Here is a 23,925-nt window from a genome sequence, read left to right on the forward strand (position 1 = left end):
AAGCCGTAGCTTTATTCGTCCAGGTATTTATCGTCGTAGTGGCGCCATCTTTCCATACGCTGCCGCTCCTGAACGGAGTGGTAGATGAAGAACGCGGCCGCCGCACACGCGAGAATGAAGGCGCATAAGCCTCCGATTATCCACACGTTCTTGCAGCTATTCTATTTAATAATAACGCCTCATTTGACAAAAACACTCTATTTATATTATGCACTATCGCGGGCGCGATGTCAACCCTTTTTTGCCCGTTTCGCGAATATTCTTCCGCGGCGGCGGCAAAATAATCGCGTATTTAAGGCAAAGGGGGTTTATTTTATGAATATGACGAACGAAAAGGCGCGGCACGAGCTGAAAAAACACCTGATACGGCTCGTCGCCGCGGGGATACTGCTCGCCTTCGCGATCGGCGCGGCGTTCGGCGCGGCGGCGCTGTCCCGCTACGGCTCGCGCGGAAGCGAGGTCGTGAAGATTCAGGAGAAGCTCAAGCGCTGGGGCTACTACGACGGCGCGGTCGACGGCGTTTACGGCCCGAAGACCTACGAGGCGGTCAAATACTTCCAGCGCAGGAACGGGCTGACGGTCGACGGTATCGCCGGGCCGAAGACCCTCGCCGCGATGGGTATTTCGAGCGGGAGCGGCTCCGGCTCGTCCGCCTCCGGCGGCTACGGCGGCTACGGCGCGGCGGATTACGAGCTGCTGGCACGGGTCATTTCCGCGGAGGCGCGCGGCGAGCCGTATTCGGGACAGGTAGCCGTCGGCGCGGTCGTGCTCAACCGCGTGCGGCACCCCTCCTTCCCCAACAGCGTCAGCGGCGTGGTCTATCAGGCGGGCGCCTTTAGCTGCGTAAACGACGGGCAGATAAACATGGCGCCCGCCGCCTCCGCCTACCGCGCCGCGAAGGACGCGATCAACGGCGTCGACCCCTCCGGCGGCGCGATATACTATTACAATCCGAAAACCGCCACGAGCAAGTGGATACGCTCGAGGCCGGTGATATGCACGATAGGCGCGCACGTGTTTTGTATGTGACTTAAGTCACATACAAAACAGTTAAATTCGCGGGCGGCGCCCGCGAGGTAAATTGCGCCTTCGGCGCAGCTAAATTCGGGCTTCGCCCGAGCTAAATTCATCCCTTCGGGATGAGTTAATGAACAAATCGCTCCGCGATTTGAATTATTCAAATTGCCTTCGGCAATTTGTTCATTCGCTCACGCGTCAGCGTGAATTTACCTTGCGGCGCAAGCCGCAAATTTACCTCATCCCGAAGGGATGAATCTGCCCGCCTTCGGCGGGCAATTTCCTGTTGTATTTTCCCTTCCCTCTTGGTATAATATAACTATGGAAGGAGTGAACACTATGGAATTCAAGAAAATACTCACTACCGAACTCGACGGCGTGTTTGAAGCCGTCGGCAAAAAGCACTTCCTGCTCGGAGCCGGAAACGCCGCCGACTGCAACATGATGACCTGCAGCTGGGGCGGCCTCGGCGTGCTCTGGGACAAGGACGTCAGCTTCGTCTTCGTGCGGCCGTCGCGCCACACCTTCGGCTATATCGAGAACGAGCTGAAGTATTCAATCTGCCTCTTCGACGACGAATACAAGCCCGCGCTGAACTTCTGCGGCACACACTCCGGGCGCGACTGCGACAAGGCGCAGGAGGCCGAGCTCACCCCGATCGACCTCGACGGCACCGTCGCCTTCGCGGAGGCGCGCACCGTCATCGTCTGCGAAAAGCTCTATTTCGGCGACATCACGCCCGAGCAGTTCCTCGAATACAACCTCCGCCGCCACTATCCCGACGGCGACTATCACAGAATGTATATCGGCGAGATCAAGGCCGTCTATACCAGATGAGCCGCGAGCTGACCGATATCGGATACGTCCGCGAGCTGCTGCAGCGGCACGGGACGCGCACGAAGAAGGGGCTGGGGCAGAACTTCATCGTCAACCCCTCCGTATGCCCGCGCATGGCGGGGCTGTGCGGCGCGAAGCCCGACGGCGGCGTTCTTGAAGTCGGCTGCGGCGTCGGCGTGCTGACGCGTGAGCTTTCACGCGTCGCGGGCAAGGTCGTCTGCGTTGAGCTGGACGCCTCCCTCTTCCCCGTCCTCGGCGAAACGCTCGAGGGCTGCGGAAACGTCGAGCTCGTGCAGGGCGACATACTCAAGGTCGACCTCGACGCGCTGATACGCGAAAAATTCGGCGATATGCCGGTCGCGGTCTGCGCCAACCTGCCCTATTACATAACGACTCCGGCGCTGATGCGCCTGCTGGAATACGGCGACCGATTCACCGCGCTGACGCTTATGGTGCAGAAGGAATTCGCGCAGCGCCTCGCGGCGAAGCCCGGAAGCTCCGCTTACGGCGCGCTGACGGTCACCGCGGCCTACCGCGCGAAGACGGAGCTGCTCTTCGGCGTTTCCGCCGGCAGCTTCATGCCGCAGCCGAAGGTCGACTCCGCGGTGGTGCGGCTGACGCCCTACGCCGAGCCGCCGGTCAGGGTCAAAGACGAGGCGCTGTTTTTCGCCGTCGTACGCGCGGCGTTCGGACAGCGGCGCAAGATGCTCTCGAACGCGCTCGGCTCCGCCTTCGGCAAGGAGCGCGCGCTCGCGGCGCTGAACGCCGCGGGTATCCCGCCGACCGCGCGCGGAGAAACGCTGAGCGTGGAGAAGTTCGCCGCGATAGCGGACGGGATGGCGTAAGCGCAGGCGCAGGCGCGCTGCGCTTGCGCGGCTAAATTCACGGGCTTTGCCCGCGAGCTAAATTGCGGCTTTGCCGCAGCTAAATTATCGCTTCGCGATAGCTAAATTTGCTCCTTCGGAGCAAGCGAATGGAAAAACCGCTTCCCTTTCGGGAAGCGGTTTTGAATTATTCAAATCGCCTGCGGCGATTTGTTCCTTTGCTGCGAGCGAAGCGAAGCAATTTAGCTCGCCCGAAGGGCGAATTTAGCTGACGGCGACAGCCGTCAATTCAGCTATCGAGCGGCAGCGAGATAATTTAGCCGCGACGGTCCCCGTCGCTTAAAGCGAGGGATTTTCGGATGATTTTCGTCGCGGAAAGCGCGAAGATTATGCTATCTGCATATCGAGCGCGACGCGGCGGAAAGCGCCAAAAAGACCCGCTTTACTCGCGGCCGCGGGTGACGAAGTCGACGTTATGCGACTTCCGCTCGATAAACTCGATGTAGTCGCTCAGGCGCAGCGGGGCGGAGTAGTGGTAGCCCTGGATGACCTGGCAGCCCATCTTCTTGAGCATTTCGAGCTGGTCGATGGTCTCGACGCCCTCCTGCGTGACCTTCATGTTCAGCTCGCGGGCGACGTTGATGACGCTCATGAGGACCTTCGTGTCGCGGTCGGCGGAGAGGCCCTTTTCGAGGAAGAAGCGGTCGAGCTTGATCTCGTCCATCGGCAGCTGCTTCAGTATGCTGTATGAGGAGTAGCCGGTCCCGAAGTCGTCGATGGAGCACTTGAAGCCGTTTTTGTGCAGGGTGTTGACTATCTCGCGGAGCATATCGTAGTCCTCGTAGGCGAAGGACTCGGTGAACTCGAGAGTGAGGAAGCCGTTGGCGATGTTGTGCTTATTCTTGATGTTGATATACTGCTGCAGGAAGTCGCCCTCCATCGCGGTGATGCGGGAGACGTTGACCGAGACGGGATAGAGACGCTCGCCGCGGTGCACCGCCTCCTCGATGTATTCGCAGACGCGCTCGTAAACGTAAAGGTCGAGCTTGACGATGAAGCGGTTCGCCTCGAACAGCGGGATGAAGACGCCCGGCTGCATATATTCGTCCTTCTCGGGATTGTACCAGCGGACGAGCGCTTCGCATCCGTCCGGCGCGTCGTTGGCGATGTTGTACTTCGGCTGGTAGAAGACCTGGAACTCGCGGTTGCGCAGCGCGCTCTCCATGTGGACTTCGATGTATTCCGCCTGCGCGTGGGAGGCGTGGATCTTGTCGTTGTAGATTCGGAAGGAGCCGAAGTCGTAGGGGAAGTTCATGGAGCCCTCCGCGTCGACCGCCAGGTCGATCATCTTGCCGATGTCGTCGACTATGCCGGTCTGTGTGCGGTAGATGCCGCCGTAAAGCGTGATGTTATAGCCGGCGGGCAGACGCGCGTTATAGCCCGCGGCGAGCTGAGTGACCGATTTGAGCTTATCCTCTATCATCTTGAAATCGCGATAGTGCATCAGCAGCGCAAAGCGGCCGTCGCCCAGATAGCCGTACGTTTCGTCCAGAACCATCATGCGGCTGTAAAGCATCTTGAGGTAGAGCAGGATGCCGGTGACCGTTTCGCCGCCCATCTGGTCGTTTATGTAGTTGAAGTGTCTGAGGTTTATCGTAACGACCGCGAACGCGGTTCCCTTGTTGCGGTTCAGTATGTCGCCCGCGACGCGCTCGAACTTGATGCGGGTCGGGCAGTCGAGGACGGGGTCGATATCGTGCATAAGCGCGAGCTGACGGCGGGCGCGGATACGGCCGACGACGTTCGTCACGACAAGCACGAGCAGCAGCGCCGCGAATATCATGATGACGCTGAGCACCGTTCTGACGGTGGAGTAGCCGGTGCCGTGCAGGTCCTCGGCGCGATAGACGGAGACGACCGCGAAGGGCGCGGAGCCGCCTTCTGTCAGACTGCTGACGCAGATGACGTGCCGCTCGTTCGATATATCCGCCTGGAAGACCTGCGAGGTCGAGTCGTAGACCGCGACGCGCATCGCGTCGATTATCGACTTGTCGTTTATCTGCGGGCGGAGCGCCTCGTAGATGTTGTTATGCTCATAGAGCCCCATATCCGTCTGCGAAAGGATGTTTATTATCTCGCCTTCGCCGGAGGCGACGCAGGTCAGGCGCGAGTCGGCGAATATCTCTTCGTTCAGCGATTCCGGCGGGAACGCGACGACGTCGAAGACGGGGAAATAGAAGAAGACGATGACGTCGGCGTAGGCGCAGCCGTCGACGGCGACGCAGAAGGCGACGCCGTTGGGGTTGATCTCCTGGTCGGAGACGATGCCGGCGCAGCCGGAACGGCGGCGCGTCGCGAGCTCGAGCACCGACTTCGACTCAAGCGTGGTGTTGAACACCGCGCCGCTGACGCGGTATTCGTTGCCGTCCTTGAAGTAGCGCAGGCGCAGGTTCGTCACGCCGAACTGCGCGCTGACGTTGCGCAGGCGGACGCTGAACTCCTCCTCGCTCTGCGCGGCGCCCTGGACGATATACTTCGCCATCTGCTCGCTCTTCTCCTGGTAGGAGTCGACCGCCTTGTAAAGGTGGGTCTTCATCTCCTGCGAATAGCGCATGCCGACGATGCCCGCCTCCTGATCGATCTGGTCTGAGTAGTTGAACACCATGACCAGTCCGCTGCTGACGAGGACCGCGGATATCAGGATAACGAGCATGATGAGAACACCGCTGCCGAGACTGCGTTTTTTCTTCGGCGCGGCGGATTTTGCTTTTTCGGGTTTTGGAGTTTTGGTTTTAGCCAAAGTGTACCTCCGGAAACGCGGTTGAAAACTTGCCTCCCTCTGAGGAGGTAGCGAAGCGGAGGGCGCGGTAGTGAATGACAGCCCGGTGGGCTGTCAGAGCCGCGACCTGACCGAGCCCGCAGGCGAGACGGTGGCTTGCCGCCGCGAAGCGACGGCAAGACGGAGGGAGAGATAACGACAACTCTCCTGCTTATCAGGCGCTATGCCGGAGACGAGGGACAGATTTACGCGGAACGGCCCGACGTCTGCAAACAGAGTTCCGCTTAACGAATCTCGGCATTATCTCTCCCTCAGTCTCAACTTGCTTCGCAAGTTTCGACAGCTCCCTCCTCAGAGGGAGCCGAGCCGACGCGCTGCTTATCCTAATGCTTCGAGCTCTTTCATCAGCTCGTGAAGGCGATTGCGCTCCGCTTCGATCTTTTCGGTGAACTTGTTGAAGAAGTCGACGTCGTCGTCCTTCGGCTCGGTCTTCATCAGGATGGCCTCGACCAGCGCCGCCTGCGAACGGGTGCGCTTCTGCTCGAGCTCCGCGATTGATTTTTTGCAGTTCTCGATCTCTTTTTTGAGCTTCATCTTTTTGAACATTGCAGCTACCTCTTTTATTGAAATCTGTTATTTGTCGGTCAAACGTCCGTCACTCCGCGTCCTCCCGCGTTTCCGCGGACGCGGCTTCGGCGGCGGCCTTTGCGGCGGCTTCCGCCTTCAGCTTCTCGACCTCAAGCGCGACGAGCGCGTCGACGCGCGCCTGCTCGATGCGGTCGGCTTCATCCTGCTTCTTCTTCGCCGCGCGCGTCATATCGGGCACGTATATAATAAGGAAGATAACGAATATCATCGTGAAGGTTATCATTATGCCCTGCGTAGTCGACAGCACGCGGCCGAACGAGGTCATAATCGGCAGGTTCTTCTCGTATATGCCGAGGACGTTAGCCGCCTTCGCGGTGTATTGATCCGCGACGGCGTTGTTGTCGCCCTTCGTGACGAACTCCGCTCCGCCGCCGACGATCTCAACGACGCGGTGGGTGTTGTAGGAGCCGGCGATGGCGGGATCGTCCGATTTGAAGACGATGACGTCCCCGACGGCAACCTCTGGCGCGGCGGCCTTGCGAACAAGTATATAGCTGCGTTCCGGTATCACCGGCGCCATGGATTCGGTCTTCACCCACATCGCAGTTCTGCCGAAAATGAAGGTCACCTTGCCGCTCATGTTCGAGAAGAGGATGAACGCGACAAGCAGCATCAGCGCGATGACGACGGTGTAGCCGACGATGCCGATGATGCGGCGGATGATCGACTTTTTCTCTTTCGGCACGGGGGCGGGGTCAGCGGGCGCGGGGTCGGGGTCTGTCATTCCGAGGGCTTCGCCCGAGGAATCCCCTTCCTCGAGCAGGGATTCTGCTTGGGGTGTGGGATCCTTCGCTTCGCTCAGGATGACGGAAGGAGACGTGAGATCCTTCGACTCGCTTCGCTCGCTCAGGATGACAGCGTCAGCGCGGTCGGCGGTAATCCCTCCCTCAGTCACGGACGGCGAGCCGGCCTCGACAGCTCCCTCGTCTGAGGGAGCTCCGCCTGCGGCGGGGGTCTCCTCTTCCGCGGGGCTGCTGTCGGCCGGGGATCCTTCGCCCTGCGGGCTCAGGATGACAGCGTCAGCGGCGGGCGCGGGGGTTTCCTCTTCAAAGGGCGCGGCGTCCGCTTCGGGAATATCGTTTTCGGGGTTGTGCTTTTCGGACATGCTAACCCCTCTTTCTCGCGTTCAAACGGTCAAGCGCGGCGCGGCGCTTCGCGCCGTATTCGCCGCTGCGTTCGCGTACCGCGGGAACGGCGGTGCCGTGCACGATGCGGCGGCGGCCTCCGGCGCCGGAAACGCGCGGGGCGCGGTAGGGCGCGTCGGCAGCGCTTCTTTCGGCGGCTTCGGCTTCGGCTTTCGCGGCGGCTTCGGCTTCCGCTTTCGCGGCGGCGTCGGCGACTTCGGCGGCTTCGGCGGCGGCTTCGGCGGCGGCTTTCGCCTCCTCCTCCGCACGCGCGGCTGCCTCGGCTTCCTGCTGCGCGATATACTCCTCTATCGCCTTGCGCCTGATCTCTTCCTCGGCGGCGGCGCGCGCCTCTTCGGCGCGGCGCTCCTTCTCCTCCTCGGAAACGTAGACCTCGGCGGCCTCCGGCTCGGGGATCGACGGATGATCGGCGATCGCCGCTTCGTCCGGAGACATCGCCTCGGCGGCGGCAAGCGCGACGTCGAGCGACACGAGCATCAGGCGGTCATCCGGCGTGAGCGTCACCGCGCGCTGCTGCGCGGGCGGCGGCGCGGCCTTCTCCGGCTCCGCCGGAACGTTGAACTCGTCCTTATCCGGCTTGGAAAGCTCGTCTATGATGCGCGGATTGTAAACGTCGTCGGCAATGCGGCTGTCGAGGGCGGCCTCGGCGTCGAATTCGTTATTTATATTATATCTGAAGATAAGATACTGCAGCGCGAGGGTGGAATAGAGCTCCTTGACGTAGGCGTCGTCCACCTTTTCGAGATCCTCCTGCACGAGCATGCTGTAGCCCGCTTCGTCGTAGGACTCGATGAACTGCCAGAGCGCGAGGCACTGGCGCAGGTTTTTGTTTTTCAGTATCGCGTTCGTGCGCATGACGGGCGGACGGATATAGCTGCGCCCCATATCCTGCACGAAGGTGGAGTTGGCGTAGGTGGTGACGACCTCGTTGAGCTTGACGACGCGGCGCCACAGATCGGTCGTGTGGGTATAGTTCCGCTCGACGCGGTCTTCTTCGCTCATCGCGGGCTCCGCGATCTCGACGCGCATATTCAGCTTGACGCGCGCCTTGCCGTGATAGAAGCTCTCGTTGAAGTCGAGGGAGGTCGTCTTCTCGTCCTGCCCCGCCTTCAGCGCGATCTCGTAGCGGCGGTTGACGAAGGCGTAAAGCCGGCTGATCAGCGTGTTGATGAACTTGTTCTCGTAGGTCTGCAGCGTTTCCTCGCGGAAGACGTTGAGTATCTTCGACGGGGTTATCACGCCGTCTTCGTACTTCGAGATAAGGTTGGTGTGCTGCGAAAGGTGCTGCAGCGAGCGCACGGAGATGTTGCGCGAAAGCTCGATCGGCATGACCTCTTCGCGCTCCTCGATGTACTTCGACGGGTTGCGGATGATGACGTCCAGCGCGGGAATGACGTCTTCGATCGCGTTCACCCACGTCTCGTCGATGGCGCGCAGGATGTAGCGTTTTTTCAGCTCGATGGAGGCGTTCCCGTCGCGCATCAGCGCGAGGATCGTCGGGAAGACCTCGTAGTCCTTCATCATGCTGTCGATGAAGAAGGTCGCGTCTTCATATACGCGGCTGAAGTCGTCGGACATCTTTTTGAGTTCTTCGGGCACGGAAAGGCCTCCTTTCGTTTGGTATTGCTCACTGCGTGAGCAGCATCGGCGCAAGCGCCGGTGAAATTGACGGCTTCGCCGTCAGTGAAATTATGCCTTCGGCATAGTTAAATTGCGGCAAGCCGCAGTGAAATTGCTTCGCTTCGCTCGCAGTTTAGGAACAAATTGCCTGCGGCAATTTGAATTATTCAAATCGGCGGAGCCGATTTGTTCATTAAACTGACGCGTCAGCGTCAATTTCACTGCGCAGCAATTTCACTGTTGCGCAGCAATAATTTCACTGCGCGCAAGCGCAATTTCACTGCGAAGCTTCGCTTCGCAAAAAGCGAGGGATTTTCAGGCGATTTTCGCCGCGGAAAGCGCGAAGATCGGGCTATTGCCCATCGAGCGCGACGCGGCGGAAGGCGCCGAAAATCACCGCTTTTAATAGCTCATCTTCTGGAGGCGCTGCAAATACGCGATGCACTCCTTCATCTCGCCCTTGCCGAAGAGGGTGTCGAGATAGGAGATCAGGCCGCGGATCTCGTCGCGGATGAGGGAAAGGTTGAGTCCCTCGAACTTGCGGAAGACCTTGGTGGCGAGGATGTAGTCGATGCCCTCGACCTCGGTGCCGCCGCAGGCGACGAAAACGGGAACGAAGATGCGCAGCTGCTTGATGATACGGTTACCGAAGGCCACGCGGAACTTCTCGATGACGTAGAGGTCGAGGTGGCTGATATTCTGCAGCATTTCTTCGCTGACGGGATGCTCCTCGATCGCCTTGTTGTAAAGCGATTCGACGTAGGAGTAGCTGATGTTCTTCGCCTTCGTCTCCGGCGCGTCGAACGGGACGCCCTTGCTGTCGAGGTTGATGACGAGCGCGCGGTCGTAGACCTTATCCGAAACGGCGAAGGTCGAGTCGTCGTTATTCGCGGTTCCTATGTACCAGACGTTCTGCGGGATCTGCAGTTTGCCGTCGACGAGGTGGTTCGGGTCGCCCGGCCAGGTGGACGGGACGAGCTCGATCTTCCATTCGTTAGCGTCGGGCATTTCGAGGATGGAGAGCATCTCCGCGAAGTAGTACTCAACACGGGCGATGTTCATCTCGTCGAGGATGATGACGTTGATGTCGTCGTTATAGGACGCCTCGTAGATGCGCTTGAGGACTTCGGTCTCGTTGAACTTCTTGGTGAATTCGTTGAAGTAGCCGAAGAGCTCGGTGCGGTCGCGCCAGGACGGCTGGACCGAGGCGATCGTCGCGTCGTTGAGGAAATATTTGCCCATTATGTACGGCAGCGAGGTCTTACCTGTACCGGAAATACCCTGCAGCAGTATCAGCTTCGTGGACGCGAGGCCCGCGATCATCAGCCGGATGGTCTTGATCTCATAGAAGAGGCGCGAGTTGAAGCAGGCGAAGTTGCGGATATCGTCGCAGAGCTGCTCGAGGTTCATCGAGCGATCGTACTCCGGCGGCACGTAGTATTCGTACTTCTCGTCGACCGCGGTCAGACGGAAGAAGCGTCTGCCGTCCATGTTCGGCACGCCTTCCTCGCCCTCGCCGCCTTCGCCGGTTCCGGTACCCGCGGCGGAGCCGCCGCCGGTCGCCGCAAGAGCGGCGGCTCCGGCCGCGGCGCCCTCGGCTTCGATGAGCGCGCGGATCTCGTCGTAGGTTATTCCGGTCGGGTCGAGCTTCATCGCGAGGATGCGCTCCTTCTCCGCCGTCAGCTTCACGACGTCGCGGTGCAGATCGGCGATCTCTTCAAGCAGGTCTTCGTTGCCGACGAGCGTCTTGCGGAAGCGCAGGTATTTGCGTATGCCCAGGATTATCAGGAACACGATCGCAAAGAATATGCCGTAAGCAAGAAGGATCGTCAGTATGCACAGGATCCACGCAAGTATGTTGAATTCCCCTTTGTAGCGCGAAAGCTGGTCGAATATCATCGGGAAATTAAACAGCTGGAAGATTCCTATGAACAGCTTTGAGATGCCGGTCCATAAGCCCTCGAGGATAGTGGTCATGAAGGCAAAAAACCAATTCATAAATGCGTCCATTGATCAACAACCTTTACAATGAAAAATGTATACCTAACGGTGAAAATATACTTAAAAGTCAGTCAGAAAAGTGAAAATGAATGAGTTTATCACACCCTCGCGCTCTTTTTGCGCGGGGAAATTGCGTGTATTCATACGGAACCTGCGGTTTTTACGCCGAGATTCATTGAGTTTTCATAAACGAGAAGAGGGGTCGGACGACGAACGCGGCGCGGGTGCGCGTCCGCTGTCATTCCGAGGAGCCGCGAACGCGCCGACGAGGAATCCCCCGCATTCGCTCCGCGAACGCATCTGCCGCCGCAGGCGGCAATATCACTGACGCACAGCGTCAATATCACTATCGCGAAGCGATAATACCACTGCGGCGAAGCCGCAATATCACTTGCGCCGCCTTTTGCAGACGGCTGCGAAGGGTGTGGGGTCCCTCGCTGCGCTCGGGATGACAGGCGTTCAGCGCGGGTGCGCGGGCGGCGGGCACGGCCCGCTTTTACGTTGCCGCGCGGGCGATTATTCCTCTGTCTTCTTCTCGACCGCGTCGGCCGCTTCATCGACGGCCTCGACGGCTTTATCTTCGACCGCTTCCGCGGCTTCGGCGGCTTCGGCCTTCGCTTCTTCGACGACCTCTTCGGCCTTCTCTTCGACGGCTTCGACGGTCTCTTCGGCCTCGGCCTTGACCTCTTCGGCCTTCGCTTCGACCTTCGCTTCGGCGCCCTGCGCGGCCTGCTGCTGCTTGAGGTACTCCTCGATGGCCCTCTGCTTGATGACCTCTTCGTCGGCGGCGGTGATCTGCTTCTTGCCGGCGTTCTTGACCTTCAGGAACTTGCGGATGAAGACCACGAGCTCAAAAATGAAGAACGCGACCAGCGGCAGAACGATCACTACCAGGAAGCCGGTGGACGTCTGCAGGAAATCGAGCACCTTGCCGAGCCCGGGGAGGCGCGTGCCGGTGTATTTGCAGATGACGAGTCTCCAGGAGATCGGATCGTCGTCCTTCTGGTTGGTTTCGGGGTTGTCGCCGCGGGTGACGTACATGACGTCGTCGCCCGTGCCCTGCACCTCAACGATACGGTGGGAGTTCAGCGCTTCGTGCATGTTGCCGTCGTCGCCGAGGATGGAGGTCTTGAAGGTGACGATGTCGCCGACCTTCAGCGCCTTCTGCTCATCGGGCTGGAGCTTCCTGCCGATGATGATGTCGCCCTGGTTGAAGCCCTTCTCCCAGCCGTCCTCGAGCACGAGTTTGCCGTCCTTGACGGCCTGCTCGCCGGCGGCGCGGTTCATCGATTCGGACTGAACGGTCAGGATCGCACGTCCGGCGATGGCGGGGATGCCGTCGCCGCTCGACTGCGCGGCGAACGCCAGCACGGTGGTAAGCGCCGCGAAGATGATGAAGATCCAGATAAGGACGTTCCCCACGATGCGCAGTACCTTTTTGGCAGTGCTTTTTTCAACTGTCTTTTCACTCTGCATAGTTGACTTCCTTTCTATGTAAGTCTCTTTTTGCTTGCGAAATTATATATCCTCCGCTCGCGCGGTGAATAACTGGACGGGCGCGTTCGCTATATATGTATGCGCGTATGCGTACGCGCGCGCGAAGTATTAAAACCCGCTTGCGCGGGGCGCGTGAACGCATCGTAAACCGCGGATTTCGACGGGCGCAAGCACCCTTTTATCCTATGGTATACGATACGTAATTGTAATTATAATATATAATTGCGGATTTGTAAAGAGAAAATGTGAAAAAATTGGTTGAAAATTTCGCTCCGCGCCGCGCGAAACGGTGGTTTTTGCGGGTCGAAACCGCGGGTTTGCGGCGGAAGACGACGCCCCCCTCGATCGAGGGAGGCGTTCATGGCTTCGGCGCAATTGCGTACGCTGCAAAGAATTTGTCATTCCGAGGAGCCGGCGCAGCCGCCGACGAGGAATCCCCTTCCCTTTGCAGACGGCTGCGGGTGATGGGGGATCCTTCGGCTCGCTTCGCTCACTCAGGATGACAGAAGTGAGTGCGTCAATGCGCGGGCGACGCGCGCCCCAACGGGCGATCAAGATCGCCCCTACGGGAACGGCGGGCAAGGCGCAGGGCGCACTAAGCCGCAACCGTTACAGAGGCGTCTCCGACGGCGGACACTGTGGCGCCGTTGACATAGAACTCAAAGTCTCCGTTGAATTTAATGACCGTTACGGTGTAGGTCCCCGCCGCTCCGGAAATCGTTATGTCGTAGCGTCCGGCTTCGTTCGTTCCGTCGACGTCCGTCGACTTCACAACGTCGCAAACGATAAACTCGTCTCCGCCTACCGTGACCGTGGAATCGGTGGTAATGATATTCAGATCTCCGTTGCGAGCGACGTTATTTGTCAGTCCGGAGCCTATAAACCTATACTCCAGGATCGTCTGCGCCGGAACGCTCGGCTGGACCGTATAATCGGTCGGGATCAGCGCGTGCCCGTCATACGACGGAGCCGGCGAAGTCGTCACGGTATTCGATGTCGCTCCCATCACAGTGGTAACGGTTTGCTCGACGGTCGTTGTCGTAACTCCGTTTTCCGTGGTCTGCGTGGTCGTCGTCACAGTGGTTACCGTCGATCCGTTCGGATCGGAATCAACCTCGGTAACAATCTCGCGGATCGTCACGGCTCCCGTCAGGGTAATCGGCGTTCCGTTATTCACGGTCAGCGAATTGCCGGGCGGGATGGTCTTGGCCTCGTATCCGGCAAGCGAAGACGTTGTGTTCGTCACTGTCATAGCCCCTGCGGAGGTGATTGAAAACACCGTGTTGCCTGCCGAATTCGCGATCGGGATCGAAAGGAAAACAGATTTTTCGGGATCGGCAACGCCGTTCGTATCGAACGCCGTGGAATCTGCGGCGTCAACGAACGCGACGCCCTTCGGATAAACCAGAGAGCTGACGGTCGTCTCGGTCACCTCGGTGACCGTCGTTTTGATATCGAAATCGGCGTTGGCGGCGATATCGAGATAGATCAGATACGCGCCGTCGCTGCTTGATGAGCCGAGCGCAAACTCGCCGGGATCAGCCGGGATCTCAAAGTAGTAGACCGAATTCATCGTCAAAGAGTTGATCCCCTGAAGCGACGTCGGATCCGCGATAGCCGCAGTGTCATAGAGCTTTTCGTATCCCGCGGGAAGCGCGCTTGAATTATTCGAGCCGTCGGAGGCGTAATATCCGGCGTCGCCCTTGTATCTGTAATAATACGGATGTTCGGCGTTGCCGTCGCCGTAAATCTCCGAAAGCTCTCTGATGGCGGTGATATTTCCGGCGCCGTCCCTGAAGACGCGGTGGAGCGAGAAGAAGCTCTGCGTACCCTGCGAGCCGCTGAAATACGTGCCCGCCATAAATGTGATTCGGCCGCGCGTCTGAACGACGAAGTCAATACTGTCCTCGGGCATCTCATAATCCGTGTACGTAACGCCGTTTATGACCGCCTTCGGTATCCTCACGGTGTTATCGGCGCTGATCGACGCCTGCATAAAGTGCAGGCCGTATACGTATTGCTGATTCCGCAGCAGACCGTTCACCTCCGCGGCGACGGCGGCGTAACGCGTGGTATATTGGTTCCCTATCCCGTACGCGGTTATGCTCTGCTGACCGCCGTTGATGATCGTATAGACGCGGTTATTATTGAGAACGCCCGCGTTATTGGCGGAGGTCAGCGAATTGCGGATACTGCCCCAGTTGGTATTCGCGTACTTCGTATATCGCGAAACGCGTATATCGCCCGGCGGATTGGAGACCGTATTCGACCCCGAGATAACGTAGCCGGTGTTTGAGGAGGCGGGCAGCTCGCCGATGTGGCCGCGGACGGCGTCGCGATCCCACGCCAGCGGATAGAAGGTCGGATAATCCGCCTCGTTCTCGCTGAGTCCGTTATAGGTCAGATCGCCGGCGGAGGTGTTCTCCGTGACCGAGCTAATACCGTCAACGATTTTGGAGTCGCCTTCGACGGTGGCGGCGGCCGAAATATCGAGGTACATAATGTAGGCGCCGTTCTTGCCGGGAACGGAGCCGAGCGCATACTCTCCGGCGTTTACGGGGATTTCATAATAGTATAGTCTGTTATCAACAAAATCCGATCCCGGATTGGTCAACCAGGCCATATCAAAAACCATACTGCCCCTTGGTGCATTATTGGAATAAGTACCATCCGAATACCTATAAATATAATCACCATTACTGTTTGCGGGAGCATATATCTCGCTTATTTCTTTAACAGAATATGCAGTATTTGATGTTCTGATAATGTGGTAGAGCGAAAAGAAAGTGTCGTTGTTTTCAAAGTAGGTTCCAGCAAAAAAATTGACATATCCCTTCGTTTTCAAATTAAAATCTATACAGTCACTGGGAACATGATAATTTGTTAAACCACTATTTCCATTAATTGTCGCACTTGGAATCGTTACGTCTGTCGAGCCCACCGTTGCATCCATAAAATGAAGACCATAAATAGCTCCTTTCCCGGATGAAAGAACTGAATCAAGGCTACCGCGTGCATCGGCATATTTCTGAAGGCCTAGTTCTTGAGCTCTTGAGTTGTTCGTAAACGACTGTAATCCATTCGAAGTCGCAGTACGAGCGTAAATTGTCATTTTTCCAGCATCGTAGTTAGAAGTATAGTAATTCAAATTTATCGAGCCCCAGCTTCGAAGAGCAACAGCATTCGACTGATTGGTTAAAATCCAATTCGTGGTAGAACTATCATACCCGAGATATCGATCTCCGGATCGAATCGTATAACCTGTTCCAGACAACACCGCCGAAGAAGTCCACGTTGTCGAAGGAGTAGTTGAAACTACAATCTCTCCGTCCACGATATTGGCGTAGTATCTGACATAATTAAGAACCGTTGTGAGATAACCACTTGTAGTCGTTCCGTTTGAGAAAAACCAATACGAAGATACTCTATCCGTATTTGTCGTACTTTGCGAACTATACCGTATTACCTTGATTCGTGCGAGATCGGGCGAAAGACCCAATCGATATGAAGTCGCCCCGTTTCTGGTAATCAAATATCCTGTTGCGCTTTCCTTGGTAATTGTCCCGGTATATGAGTCGGACAGGTTGCTCAATTCATAAGCGGAAACTCTTATATCTCCCGATTGACGCGGATTGTTTGTGAACTGCTGGTATGTTGAGCCACTAATGATATATCCCGTGTTTAAAGGACTGGGATTAAAATACTCATCCGTATTTAAAGGAAAAAAAGTGGGTGTTGATGAGGGATATGCGTCTTTCTTCCCAAATAGATAAATATATTTATAGTTATTCGGCAAATTGCTGTCAGAATAAAAACTGAAAGTAAATCTTCCTTTTGAATCCAAGTCGATTGCTCTCAAATACGTGGTCGTTCCGCTCACAAACGTGTTATCTGAGTCTCGAATCGTCAACAGTCTTCGGTGTATATCAAGCATATCAATACTACCGCCCCAGTCGTTGCCCTGACCGACAAGCGTGTAGCCCGTGGTAGACCAGCCGTTGCTGACGTCATAATAAAGCGCGTAACCGCCGCTTTCGCTCGTCAGCATATACACCTTGTGATTGCCGGTCGCGGGCGCTTCCTCATACCAAACCGTCGGACCGCTTGCGCCGAGGCTGAGCGCTCCGCCGGAGCTGCAGAGAAGATAATACTTTGCGCCGCCAACGGTCGTTGCAAGATAGAAGCCGGTCGCGCTGCCCTGAACTGATTCCTTTATCCAGCGCGTAGCGGCGGCGGTCGACGTCTGATTGACGATGGCGGGAGCGGAAGACACGGAAAGGAAATTGCCGCCCGCGTTATCCGAAATATACATGGAAAGCTGCTCCAGAGTCCATACTCCGCCGCCGTATACGAGCGCGTATCCGCCCGTCGTGACTGACGCTTCTCCCACAATCCAGGGCGAATCCGTCACGGCGGCGGGCAACGCCTCGCGCTGGCTGACTTCCACAAGCCCGAGCGCGTTCTGAGCGTTTTTGACGACGTAATACAGATAATCTTCCGTCGCCGCCAATCCGGATTCCGGATCGGTCGTCGTCTTCGATCTGACGGTATATATCCTCCCGTCCTTGACGATCCACTTCGTGGCGGAGGCGCTTGCGCTCTGATCCGCAAAGGCGCCCGCGGCGTTTATCGAGAAATAGTGATCGTCGTTTTCGGTATGGATATAAACGGCGCCCTCCGTTTTGCTTTCCGTCGTCACGATCTTGTCGCCGTAGAGATACATAAAATCGACGCTGCCCTGCGGATGCGGCACGAAGTTATAATACGCGACCGCGTCGCCGTCTTCCCGCTTTTCGACAAGCTTCAGAGTATAGGTGCGGTTACCGGCGGTCATCGTCAGAGGAGCCGTGCCGTCTCCGGTCACGCTGACGCTCTCGACGTTATCGCTTCCGTCGGTAGTGATCTCTATGATATTCGTGCCCGCGGGGACTCCGTTGATGGGCGTGGTATAGCTGTCGTAAAGGACGCGCAGATCTTCATACATCGACTGCATCTCCACGCTGCCGCCCCAGTTGTTGCCCTGGACCGGCGTGGCTCCGCTGCCCGAATTGGTATAGGCCTGCGGATCATAAACCTTCACCGTGGTGACCTGATTGGTCCCTTTGTAAGGCTCTGTGCAGTATCCCACCGCGCCGAAATCGGAAAGGTTGGTCGTGTACGTCGTCAGCGCCGTCGTCGCGCTGACGTTCGAGATCGTTCCGCCGACAACCTTGACGTTTTCCATCGTGCCGTTGACGTAGCCGGCGGCGATGCCTACGAGGGATTCGGAAAGGTCGGTCTTGATGACCGCGTCTTCTATGATGAAGTTCTTGACCTCATTGACGGAGCTCGAATAGGTATAGCCGTCAATAGTGCCGCTTCCGCCGGGAGCCACTTCTGTGCCGAGCTGCCCGATAACGCCGAAAAATCCGACTATATTCAGGCCTGTGATGTTCTGGCTTTCGGGCGCGTCGACCCAAGTCTGTCCTCCGGAGGAGTCTTTGTTCTGGATCGTCAGATTCGAAACGGTATGACCGTTGCCGTCGAAATTGCCGACAAAGGGATGCTCCTGCGTGCCGATCTGAGGAAGGACCCAGCCTGTCATATCAAGATCGTCCGAAAGATAAAAGTATATCTGGCTGATCGCTCCGTCTTCCTGTTCGTTGAAATAGCCCATATTCTGCAGCCACGCGAAATAGTAGAGCTGAACCGGATATCTTATTTCGAACGCGCAGCCGACCTCGCTCGCCAGCGGGTTGCCTTCGCCGTCCACGCCGTGGGTGGGGTTGCCGTCCGCGTCGTAGCTGACGTTGTACTGCTGCGTCGAGGTGCCGTCGCCGCTCTCGAAATAGGACTTGTGCACGTAGGAGGTCGCGCCGACAGTCGATTCAAGAGAGTTACTCAGCCATGCGTAAACAGCCGACGTCGTCAGCGCCAGCAGGAAAAGCAAAAGCACAAAGCTCGAAGCGAGCTGCTTTTTCGCAAACTTTTTCAACTATCGTCACTTCCTTTCCGTGCAGTTTAGCGGGGTTGTCTTCGCCTTTACGAATGGCTGGCCGCGATCGTCAGCAGGTCGTTGTTCAGTTTGATGACCTGACCGACGCTGGTGATGTCGCCGTTGAGCGTGGCGTCGTAAGCGCCGTATTCGCGGAGCAGCGTTTCGTCGTAGGTGACGTAGACGTAGACGTTGAGCGTTTCGTTCACGCCGTCGCCGTCCATGTCGTTCCAGTCGGCGGCGGTGTAGTCGATGGAAAGCGTTACCGAATCCGCCTTCGTGTAGCGGTCGGGATCGCCTTCGTCGCCGGTGACAGTCGTGAAAACGTTGGTCGTGGAGTCGTTCACCGTCTGCGACTTGATGACCTCATAGAGGGTGGAGTTGTTGCCGTAGGGCAGGTTGTCGATGTTGCGGTAAAGCGTGGTAGGGTCGTCGCTGTAGATGCCGGCTCCCTTGACGATGGTCAGACGCATCAGACTGGAAAAGAGATCGTTCAGCGCCGGTAGCGTGGAGCCGTTGGCTATTGTTCTGCCCTCGTCCGTGGTAATGCTCGCCGCGAGGTTGCGGCCGATCGTGAGCGCGATAGTTCCCGACTGCGGGAGATCCTCCTCGCCGGTAAGCGCGACGCGGATCACCGCGGGGGTGTAGCGGTTGCGCTGACGGAATATCAGGTCGTACTGCGGGACCTGAATATCGTCAATGGAGTTCTGCCCGACGCCCGTCGCGTTTTTCGCGTCGTAGAAATAGTGCGAGTATTCGGCCTCGACGTCATCCTGATAGGCGGTTACCGCCATGCCGTTTCCGTCGACCTCTTCGTTCATCGCGAACCAGCCGAAGGCGGAGTTGAGATAAAGCAGTGTCACGAACAGCACGAACAAGCCGAGAAGGATCATCGACGTCAGCTTCGCGGCAAACCACATATTCTGCTTTTTCGTGAAATACTTCGGCACTTTTTCTTTTACCCTTCTTTCGCGCACGCTCCGCACGCGCGTGTTTCAGCCGCTAAAAAAACCAGCCGGCTGCGCGTTTGCAACTGGCTGACTCGGGGAGCCCCTTTAGCTTTGCGTCACCGGATCGCTCCGGCTTTGCCGATGTTGAGTTGTGTTTGTGTCGCGGGCTGTCATTCCGAACGAAGCGAGGGATCCCCTTCCCTTTCCGACCTGCTGCCCTGGCTCCCTCTGACGAGGGAGGCAAGACCGACCGGCTGCGATCGGCGGGGGGTCCCTCGGGCTTCGCCCTCGGGATGACAAGCTTGCGGAGTCTTCCCTTTCCGACCGGCTGACGTCGGCGGGAACTCCACGGGGCGTGCGCCTTCGGCGCGTGAACGCGGGCCCTCCCGCGTCCGTTCGCGGCTGAGCCGCGCCGCGGCGAAACACCGTTCGCCGCTTTGCGCAAAGCGAAACTTCTCATACGGGACCCGCGATAATTCTTCTTCCACACACTCCGCGCCGTACTCCTCCCCCCGCGGGGGGAACCAAGGCGGCCGCCGTGCCGCGAACCTCATCGGGCTTCGCTCTTCTGACGACGGCTTCGCGGGGCAATAAAAAAAGCCGCTCCGTTCGCGCTATGTCGAACATCGCAGCTGGCTGCCCCGGTGGGGTCCTGTAGCTTTGCGTCACCGGATTGCTCCGGCTTTGCCTACACCTATACTATATGCAAGCGTATTATAACATAGTACTATATATAATGCAAGTGTTTTTTTCAAAATCGAGCCGATTTTTTTGATTTTTTTCGACGCAAAACCGTTATATATATATTTATAGCGGATTTCACGCGGTTTTTTCCTTTTTCGAGAGCGGAATTGCGGTATTATATAATAATATATTTTATTATATTTTCGTATCCTGCCGGAAAGGAGGGATCGGACGTGAAAATGACGCCTTCGGAGCTGCACGCGGAGGCGAACTGCCTGCTCGCCGCCGCTTACGCGAAGCGGCTGCTCGAACGCGGCGCCCTCACCGAAAGCGAATACGCCTCCGTCTGCGCGGCGCTGCGCAGGCGCTTCAGGCCGCTGCTCGCCGCGCTGCTTTCCGGCGAAGCGCCGGAGCAGCAATGACGCCTCCGGCGTCAGTGAAATTCACGCTTCCGCAGGGGCGGCGGCCGAGGAGACCGCAGGGGCGATTATCAATCGCCCGCGCAGTCACGCAGCCGTGCCGCAAGCGCAAATCGTAGGGACGAGCATTGCTCGTCCGCGCAGTCACGCGAAGCGCCGGAGTAGGCGCATACGCTGCCGCAGGGGCGGCGGCCGAGGAGACCGCAGGGGCGATTATCAATCGCCCGCGCAGTCACGCAGCCGTGCCGCAAGCGCAAATCGTAGGGACGAGCATTGCTCGTCCGCGCAGTCACGCGAACGCCCCGCGTTCGCCCGACCCGCACAACGAAAGGAGAGTACACCATGCCGCAAGTAACCGTAATCGAATCCACGCCCGCGCCGGAGCGCGCGGAAGCCGCGCCGAAGCCGCGCCGCGTCGCCGCCTACGCGCGCGTCTCCACCGAAAAGGACGAACAGCAGACCTCCTACGAAGCCCAGCGCAGCTACTACACCCGCCTGATCGCCTCCCGCCCCGACTGGACGCTTGCGGGCGTCTACGCCGACGAATACTCCGGCACCGGCACGAAGAAGCGCGACGGCTTCCGCCGCATGATCGAAGACGCCCTCGCCGGCGGCATCGACCTTATCGTCACGAAATCGGTCGCCCGCTTCGCGCGGAACACGGTCGACAGCCTGACGCACATACGCCTGCTGCGCGAACACGGCACGGAGGTCTACTTCGAGAAGGAAAACATCCGCACCTTCGACGAAAATGGCGAGCTGATGCTGACGATACTTTCGTCGCTGGCGCAGGAGGAAAGCCGCTCGATCTCCGAGAACGTCACCTGGGGCATGCGCGAAAGCATGCGGCGCGGCAACGCGTGGGTGCCGTACAAGTCGTTCCTCGGCTACGACCGCGCGCCGGACGGCTCGATGGCGGTGAATCCGGAGCAGGCGGCGGTCGTGCGCCGCGTCTACGGACTTTTTCTGGCGGGGCTCACCCCCTACGGCGTCGCCCGCACACTCGAGGGCGAAGGCGTACCCTTCGCGGCGGGGCGCGAAAAGTGGTACGCCTCCACGGTGCTGAGCATACTGCGCAACGAGAAGTACAAGGGCGACGCCCTGCGGCAGAAGACCTACTCGAAGAGCTATCTGACGAAAGAGCGCGCCGTCAACAACGGCGAACTGCGGAAATACTACATAGCCGGACACCATGAGGCCATCGTCTCCCCCGCCGTCTTCGACCTCGTTCAGCGGGAGCTGAAGGAGCGCGAGGGCGAGCCGCGCGCGGCGGAGGGCGTTTTCGCGCGGCGTGTGTTCTGCGCGGAGTGCGGCGGCGTCATGGGGCGCTTCACGCGAAGGCGCGGAGGCGCGGAAACGCGCTCCCTGCGCTGCTCCGGCCGCAAGTGCGGACGCTGCTCCGCCCCGCCCGTACCCGAGGAGGAGCTGAAGGCGGCGTTCGCCGCGGCGTGCGCGGCGCGGTTCGACGTGAGCGCCGCGGAGGCCGCCTGCGCGGAGGCGGTATCATCTGTCATCCTGAGCGGAGCGATGCGAAGCATCGCGCCCGTAGGGACGAGCTCGGCTCCCTCTGAGGAGGGAGCTGTCGAGGGCGGCGGCACGCCGTCCGAGACTGAGGGAGAGATAACGCCGAGCCGCGATTTGCAGGGAGTTATATCCGAAGACGGCGGATCATCCTTCGCACTTGCCCCTCATCTTCGGAACGATGCGTCTGCGAAAGGAAAACTGCCGGTATCTCTCCCTCCGTCTTGCCTCGGTTTACACCTCGGCAATCCACCGTCTCGCCTGCGGGCTCGGTCAGGCCGCGGCTCTGACAGCCCACCGGGCTGTCATTCACTACCGCGCCCTCCGCTTCGCTACCTCCCAGAGGGAGGCAAGACCGACGCGCTGCGTAAGGCGGGGGATCCCCCGGGCTTCGCCCTCGGAATGACACCTCATCCGTCGCCGCCTTCGGCGACGCCACCTTCCCCTCAAGGGGAAGGCTTGGCCGACCGGCTGCGTGAGGAGGGGGATTCCCCGGGCGAAGCCCCCGGAATGACGGAAACGCCCGCGCTCCCCTCTCCCCCGCCGTTTGACGAAACGCTCTTCCGCTGCGTCGTTGAGCGCGTGACCGTCTCCCGCGCGGAGACCGTCTTCACCTTCCGCGACGGCAGCGCGGCCGCGATCCCGCGCCCGTAGGGGCGGCGTTGCTGTCATCCCGAGGGCAAAGCCCGAGGGATCCCACACCGTAAGATGGCGGCTGCATACGTTGTCATCCTGAGCGAAGGCGAAGCCGGAGCCGAAGGATCCTGAAGGTAACGGTCGTGTGAAAGGCAAAGTGTGTAGTCGGAAACGGGGGTTACGTTTTGTGTTCTTACACGGCGTTCAGCGTGACTGCGCGGACGAGCAATGCTCGTCCCTACGGGCGCGATGCTTCGCATCGCTCCGCTCAGGATGACACGAACGCCGCCGGCCGCGTCGATTCCCGGACGAGCAATGCTCGTCCCTACGGACCCGCGCCTTCGGTATTGTTCCGCAAAATCGCAAAATATTGTTCCGAAACGCTTGATATTGTTCCGATAACGTGGTATAATACACACGAAGGGAGGCGGACTATGTTTATCACCGTAAAAGAAGCCGCGGAAAAATGGCGCGTTTCCGAAAGGCGCGTAAGAACGCTGTGCGCGCAGGGCAAAATCGCCGGCGCGCAGAGGCGGGGGCGCGCCTGGATGATACCGTCCGACGCCGGAAAGCCGGCCGACGGGCGCTTCCGCTCGAAAGAAAGCGTTCTCGCGCAGATCGACCGCAAAAAAGCGGAGCTCGACGCCGCGCGTCCGCTCACGGAAGGCGAGCTCGAACGGCTGAATGAGGAGTTCGCCGTCGAATACACCTACAACTCCTACGCGATCGAGGGCAACTAGCTGACGCTGCGCGAGACCGACCTCGTGCTGCGCGTACTGACGATAGAACGCAAGCCGGTTAAGGATCATCTGGAAGCCGTCGGCCACAAGGAAGCGTTCGATTACGTGACCGCGCTCGTCAAAGAGAACGCCCCGCTGACCGAAAGCGTCATAAAGCAGATACACGCCCTCGTGCTCGCGGACAAAAAAGACGATCGCGGCGTTTACCGGCGCGTACCCGTTCGCATCATGGGCGCGCGGCACGAGCCGCCGCAGCCCTACCTCATACAGCCGAAAATGGAGGAGCTTCTGCGGGATTACGCCGCCGGCGGCGAACATATCGTCACGAAGCTCGCCCGCTTCCATATCGCATTCGAGGGCATACACCCCTTTATCGACGGGAACGGCAGGACCGGACGCCTGCTTGTTAATCTGGAGCTGATGAAGGCGGGCTTCCCGCCCATTGACGTCAAGTTCGCGGACAGGAGCGCGTACTACGCCGCGTTTGACGAGTATTACGCGAAGCGCGGCGTCTCCGCAATGGAAAAGCTCTTCGCGGGATATATCAACTCGCGGCTTGACGCGTATTTGAAAATACTCCGGCAGTCCCCTCCCCCGCGGTAACCCTGCGCGCCCATCGTTCTCCATGAACAC

Annotated in this window: 13 protein-coding genes, 1 pseudogene and 2 riboswitches; of the genes and pseudogenes, 6 read left to right on the plus strand and 8 right to left on the minus strand. The window is 58.7% G+C overall.

Going from position 1 to position 23,925, the window contains the following annotated elements; translation table 11 throughout:
• The first annotated feature begins 84 nt into the window (after nucleotides 1-84).
• From sleB to rsmA, 3 genes are all read left to right on the plus strand, one after another.
• The gene (sleB, locus tag IJL83_01720) at nucleotides 85-1,029 is read left to right on the plus strand and encodes a spore cortex-lytic enzyme (GenBank protein ID MBQ6552326.1); all 945 of its coding nucleotides are present in this window, start codon (nucleotides 85-87) and stop codon (nucleotides 1,027-1,029) included.
• A 327-nt stretch (nucleotides 1,030-1,356) separates the two neighbouring features.
• Complete coding sequence (locus IJL83_01725; GenBank protein MBQ6552327.1) at nucleotides 1,357-1,854, plus strand: flavin reductase family protein; 498 nt, start codon at nucleotides 1,357-1,359, stop codon at nucleotides 1,852-1,854.
• The gene (rsmA, locus tag IJL83_01730) at nucleotides 1,851-2,699 is read left to right on the plus strand and encodes a 16S rRNA (adenine(1518)-N(6)/adenine(1519)-N(6))-dimethyltransferase RsmA (GenBank protein ID MBQ6552328.1); all 849 of its coding nucleotides are present in this window, start codon (nucleotides 1,851-1,853) and stop codon (nucleotides 2,697-2,699) included. Before IJL83_01725 ends, rsmA begins: the two co-directional genes overlap by 4 nt.
• A 421-nt stretch (nucleotides 2,700-3,120) precedes the next feature.
• Here rsmA and IJL83_01735 read toward each other — a convergent pair whose 3' ends face one another.
• From IJL83_01735 to IJL83_01770, 8 genes are all read right to left on the minus strand, one after another.
• The gene (locus IJL83_01735; protein ID MBQ6552329.1) at nucleotides 3,121-5,478 is read right to left on the minus strand and encodes a GGDEF domain-containing protein; all 2,358 of its coding nucleotides are present in this window, start codon (nucleotides 5,476-5,478) and stop codon (nucleotides 3,121-3,123) included.
• Between the two features lie 357 nt (nucleotides 5,479-5,835).
• On the minus strand, nucleotides 5,836-6,063 hold the full coding sequence (locus IJL83_01740; GenBank protein ID MBQ6552330.1) for a hypothetical protein: 228 nt from the start codon (nucleotides 6,061-6,063) through the stop codon (nucleotides 5,836-5,838).
• 49 nt (nucleotides 6,064-6,112) lie between these two features.
• Nucleotides 6,113-7,210: a signal peptidase I gene (locus IJL83_01745; GenBank protein MBQ6552331.1), complete on the minus strand. Its 1,098-nt coding sequence runs from the start codon at nucleotides 7,208-7,210 to the stop codon at nucleotides 6,113-6,115.
• 1 nt (nucleotide 7,211) lies between these two features.
• The gene (locus IJL83_01750; protein MBQ6552332.1) at nucleotides 7,212-8,849 is read right to left on the minus strand and encodes a DUF2357 domain-containing protein; all 1,638 of its coding nucleotides are present in this window, start codon (nucleotides 8,847-8,849) and stop codon (nucleotides 7,212-7,214) included.
• Between the two features lie 423 nt (nucleotides 8,850-9,272).
• A complete protein-coding gene (locus tag IJL83_01755; protein ID MBQ6552333.1) occupies nucleotides 9,273-10,880 on the minus strand; it encodes a hypothetical protein in 1,608 nt (535 codons plus the stop codon).
• Nucleotides 10,881-11,387: 507 nt separating this feature from the next.
• A complete protein-coding gene (locus IJL83_01760; protein MBQ6552334.1) occupies nucleotides 11,388-12,347 on the minus strand; it encodes a signal peptidase I in 960 nt (319 codons plus the stop codon).
• Between the two features lie 616 nt (nucleotides 12,348-12,963).
• Nucleotides 12,964-18,342, minus strand: coding sequence for a hypothetical protein (locus tag IJL83_01765; protein MBQ6552335.1), 5,379 nt, complete (start codon nucleotides 18,340-18,342; stop codon nucleotides 12,964-12,966).
• A 47-nt stretch (nucleotides 18,343-18,389) separates the two neighbouring features.
• Nucleotides 18,390-19,292 (minus strand): hypothetical protein, encoded by a 903-nt coding sequence (locus IJL83_01770; protein MBQ6552336.1) that lies wholly within the window; start codon nucleotides 19,290-19,292, stop codon nucleotides 18,390-18,392.
• Between the two features lie 75 nt (nucleotides 19,293-19,367).
• A riboswitch (cyclic di-GMP riboswitch) is annotated at nucleotides 19,368-19,442 on the minus strand.
• A 474-nt stretch (nucleotides 19,443-19,916) separates the two neighbouring features.
• Nucleotides 19,917-19,991: riboswitch (cyclic di-GMP riboswitch) on the minus strand.
• Between the two features lie 218 nt (nucleotides 19,992-20,209).
• Between IJL83_01770 and IJL83_01775 the strand changes: the two genes are divergently transcribed.
• From IJL83_01775 to IJL83_01785, 3 genes and pseudogenes are all read left to right on the plus strand, one after another.
• The gene (locus IJL83_01775) at nucleotides 20,210-20,398 is read left to right on the plus strand and encodes a hypothetical protein (GenBank protein ID MBQ6552337.1); all 189 of its coding nucleotides are present in this window, start codon (nucleotides 20,210-20,212) and stop codon (nucleotides 20,396-20,398) included.
• A 339-nt stretch (nucleotides 20,399-20,737) separates the two neighbouring features.
• A complete protein-coding gene (locus tag IJL83_01780) occupies nucleotides 20,738-22,570 on the plus strand; it encodes a recombinase family protein (protein MBQ6552338.1) in 1,833 nt (610 codons plus the stop codon).
• A 416-nt stretch (nucleotides 22,571-22,986) separates the two neighbouring features.
• Nucleotides 22,987-23,895, plus strand: a pseudogene (locus tag IJL83_01785) (Fic family protein).
• The last annotated feature ends 30 nt before the right edge of the window (nucleotides 23,896-23,925 follow it).

Source organism: Clostridia bacterium (assembly GCA_017438525.1).
Classification (GTDB): domain Bacteria; phylum Bacillota; class Clostridia; order Oscillospirales; family RGIG8002; genus RGIG8002.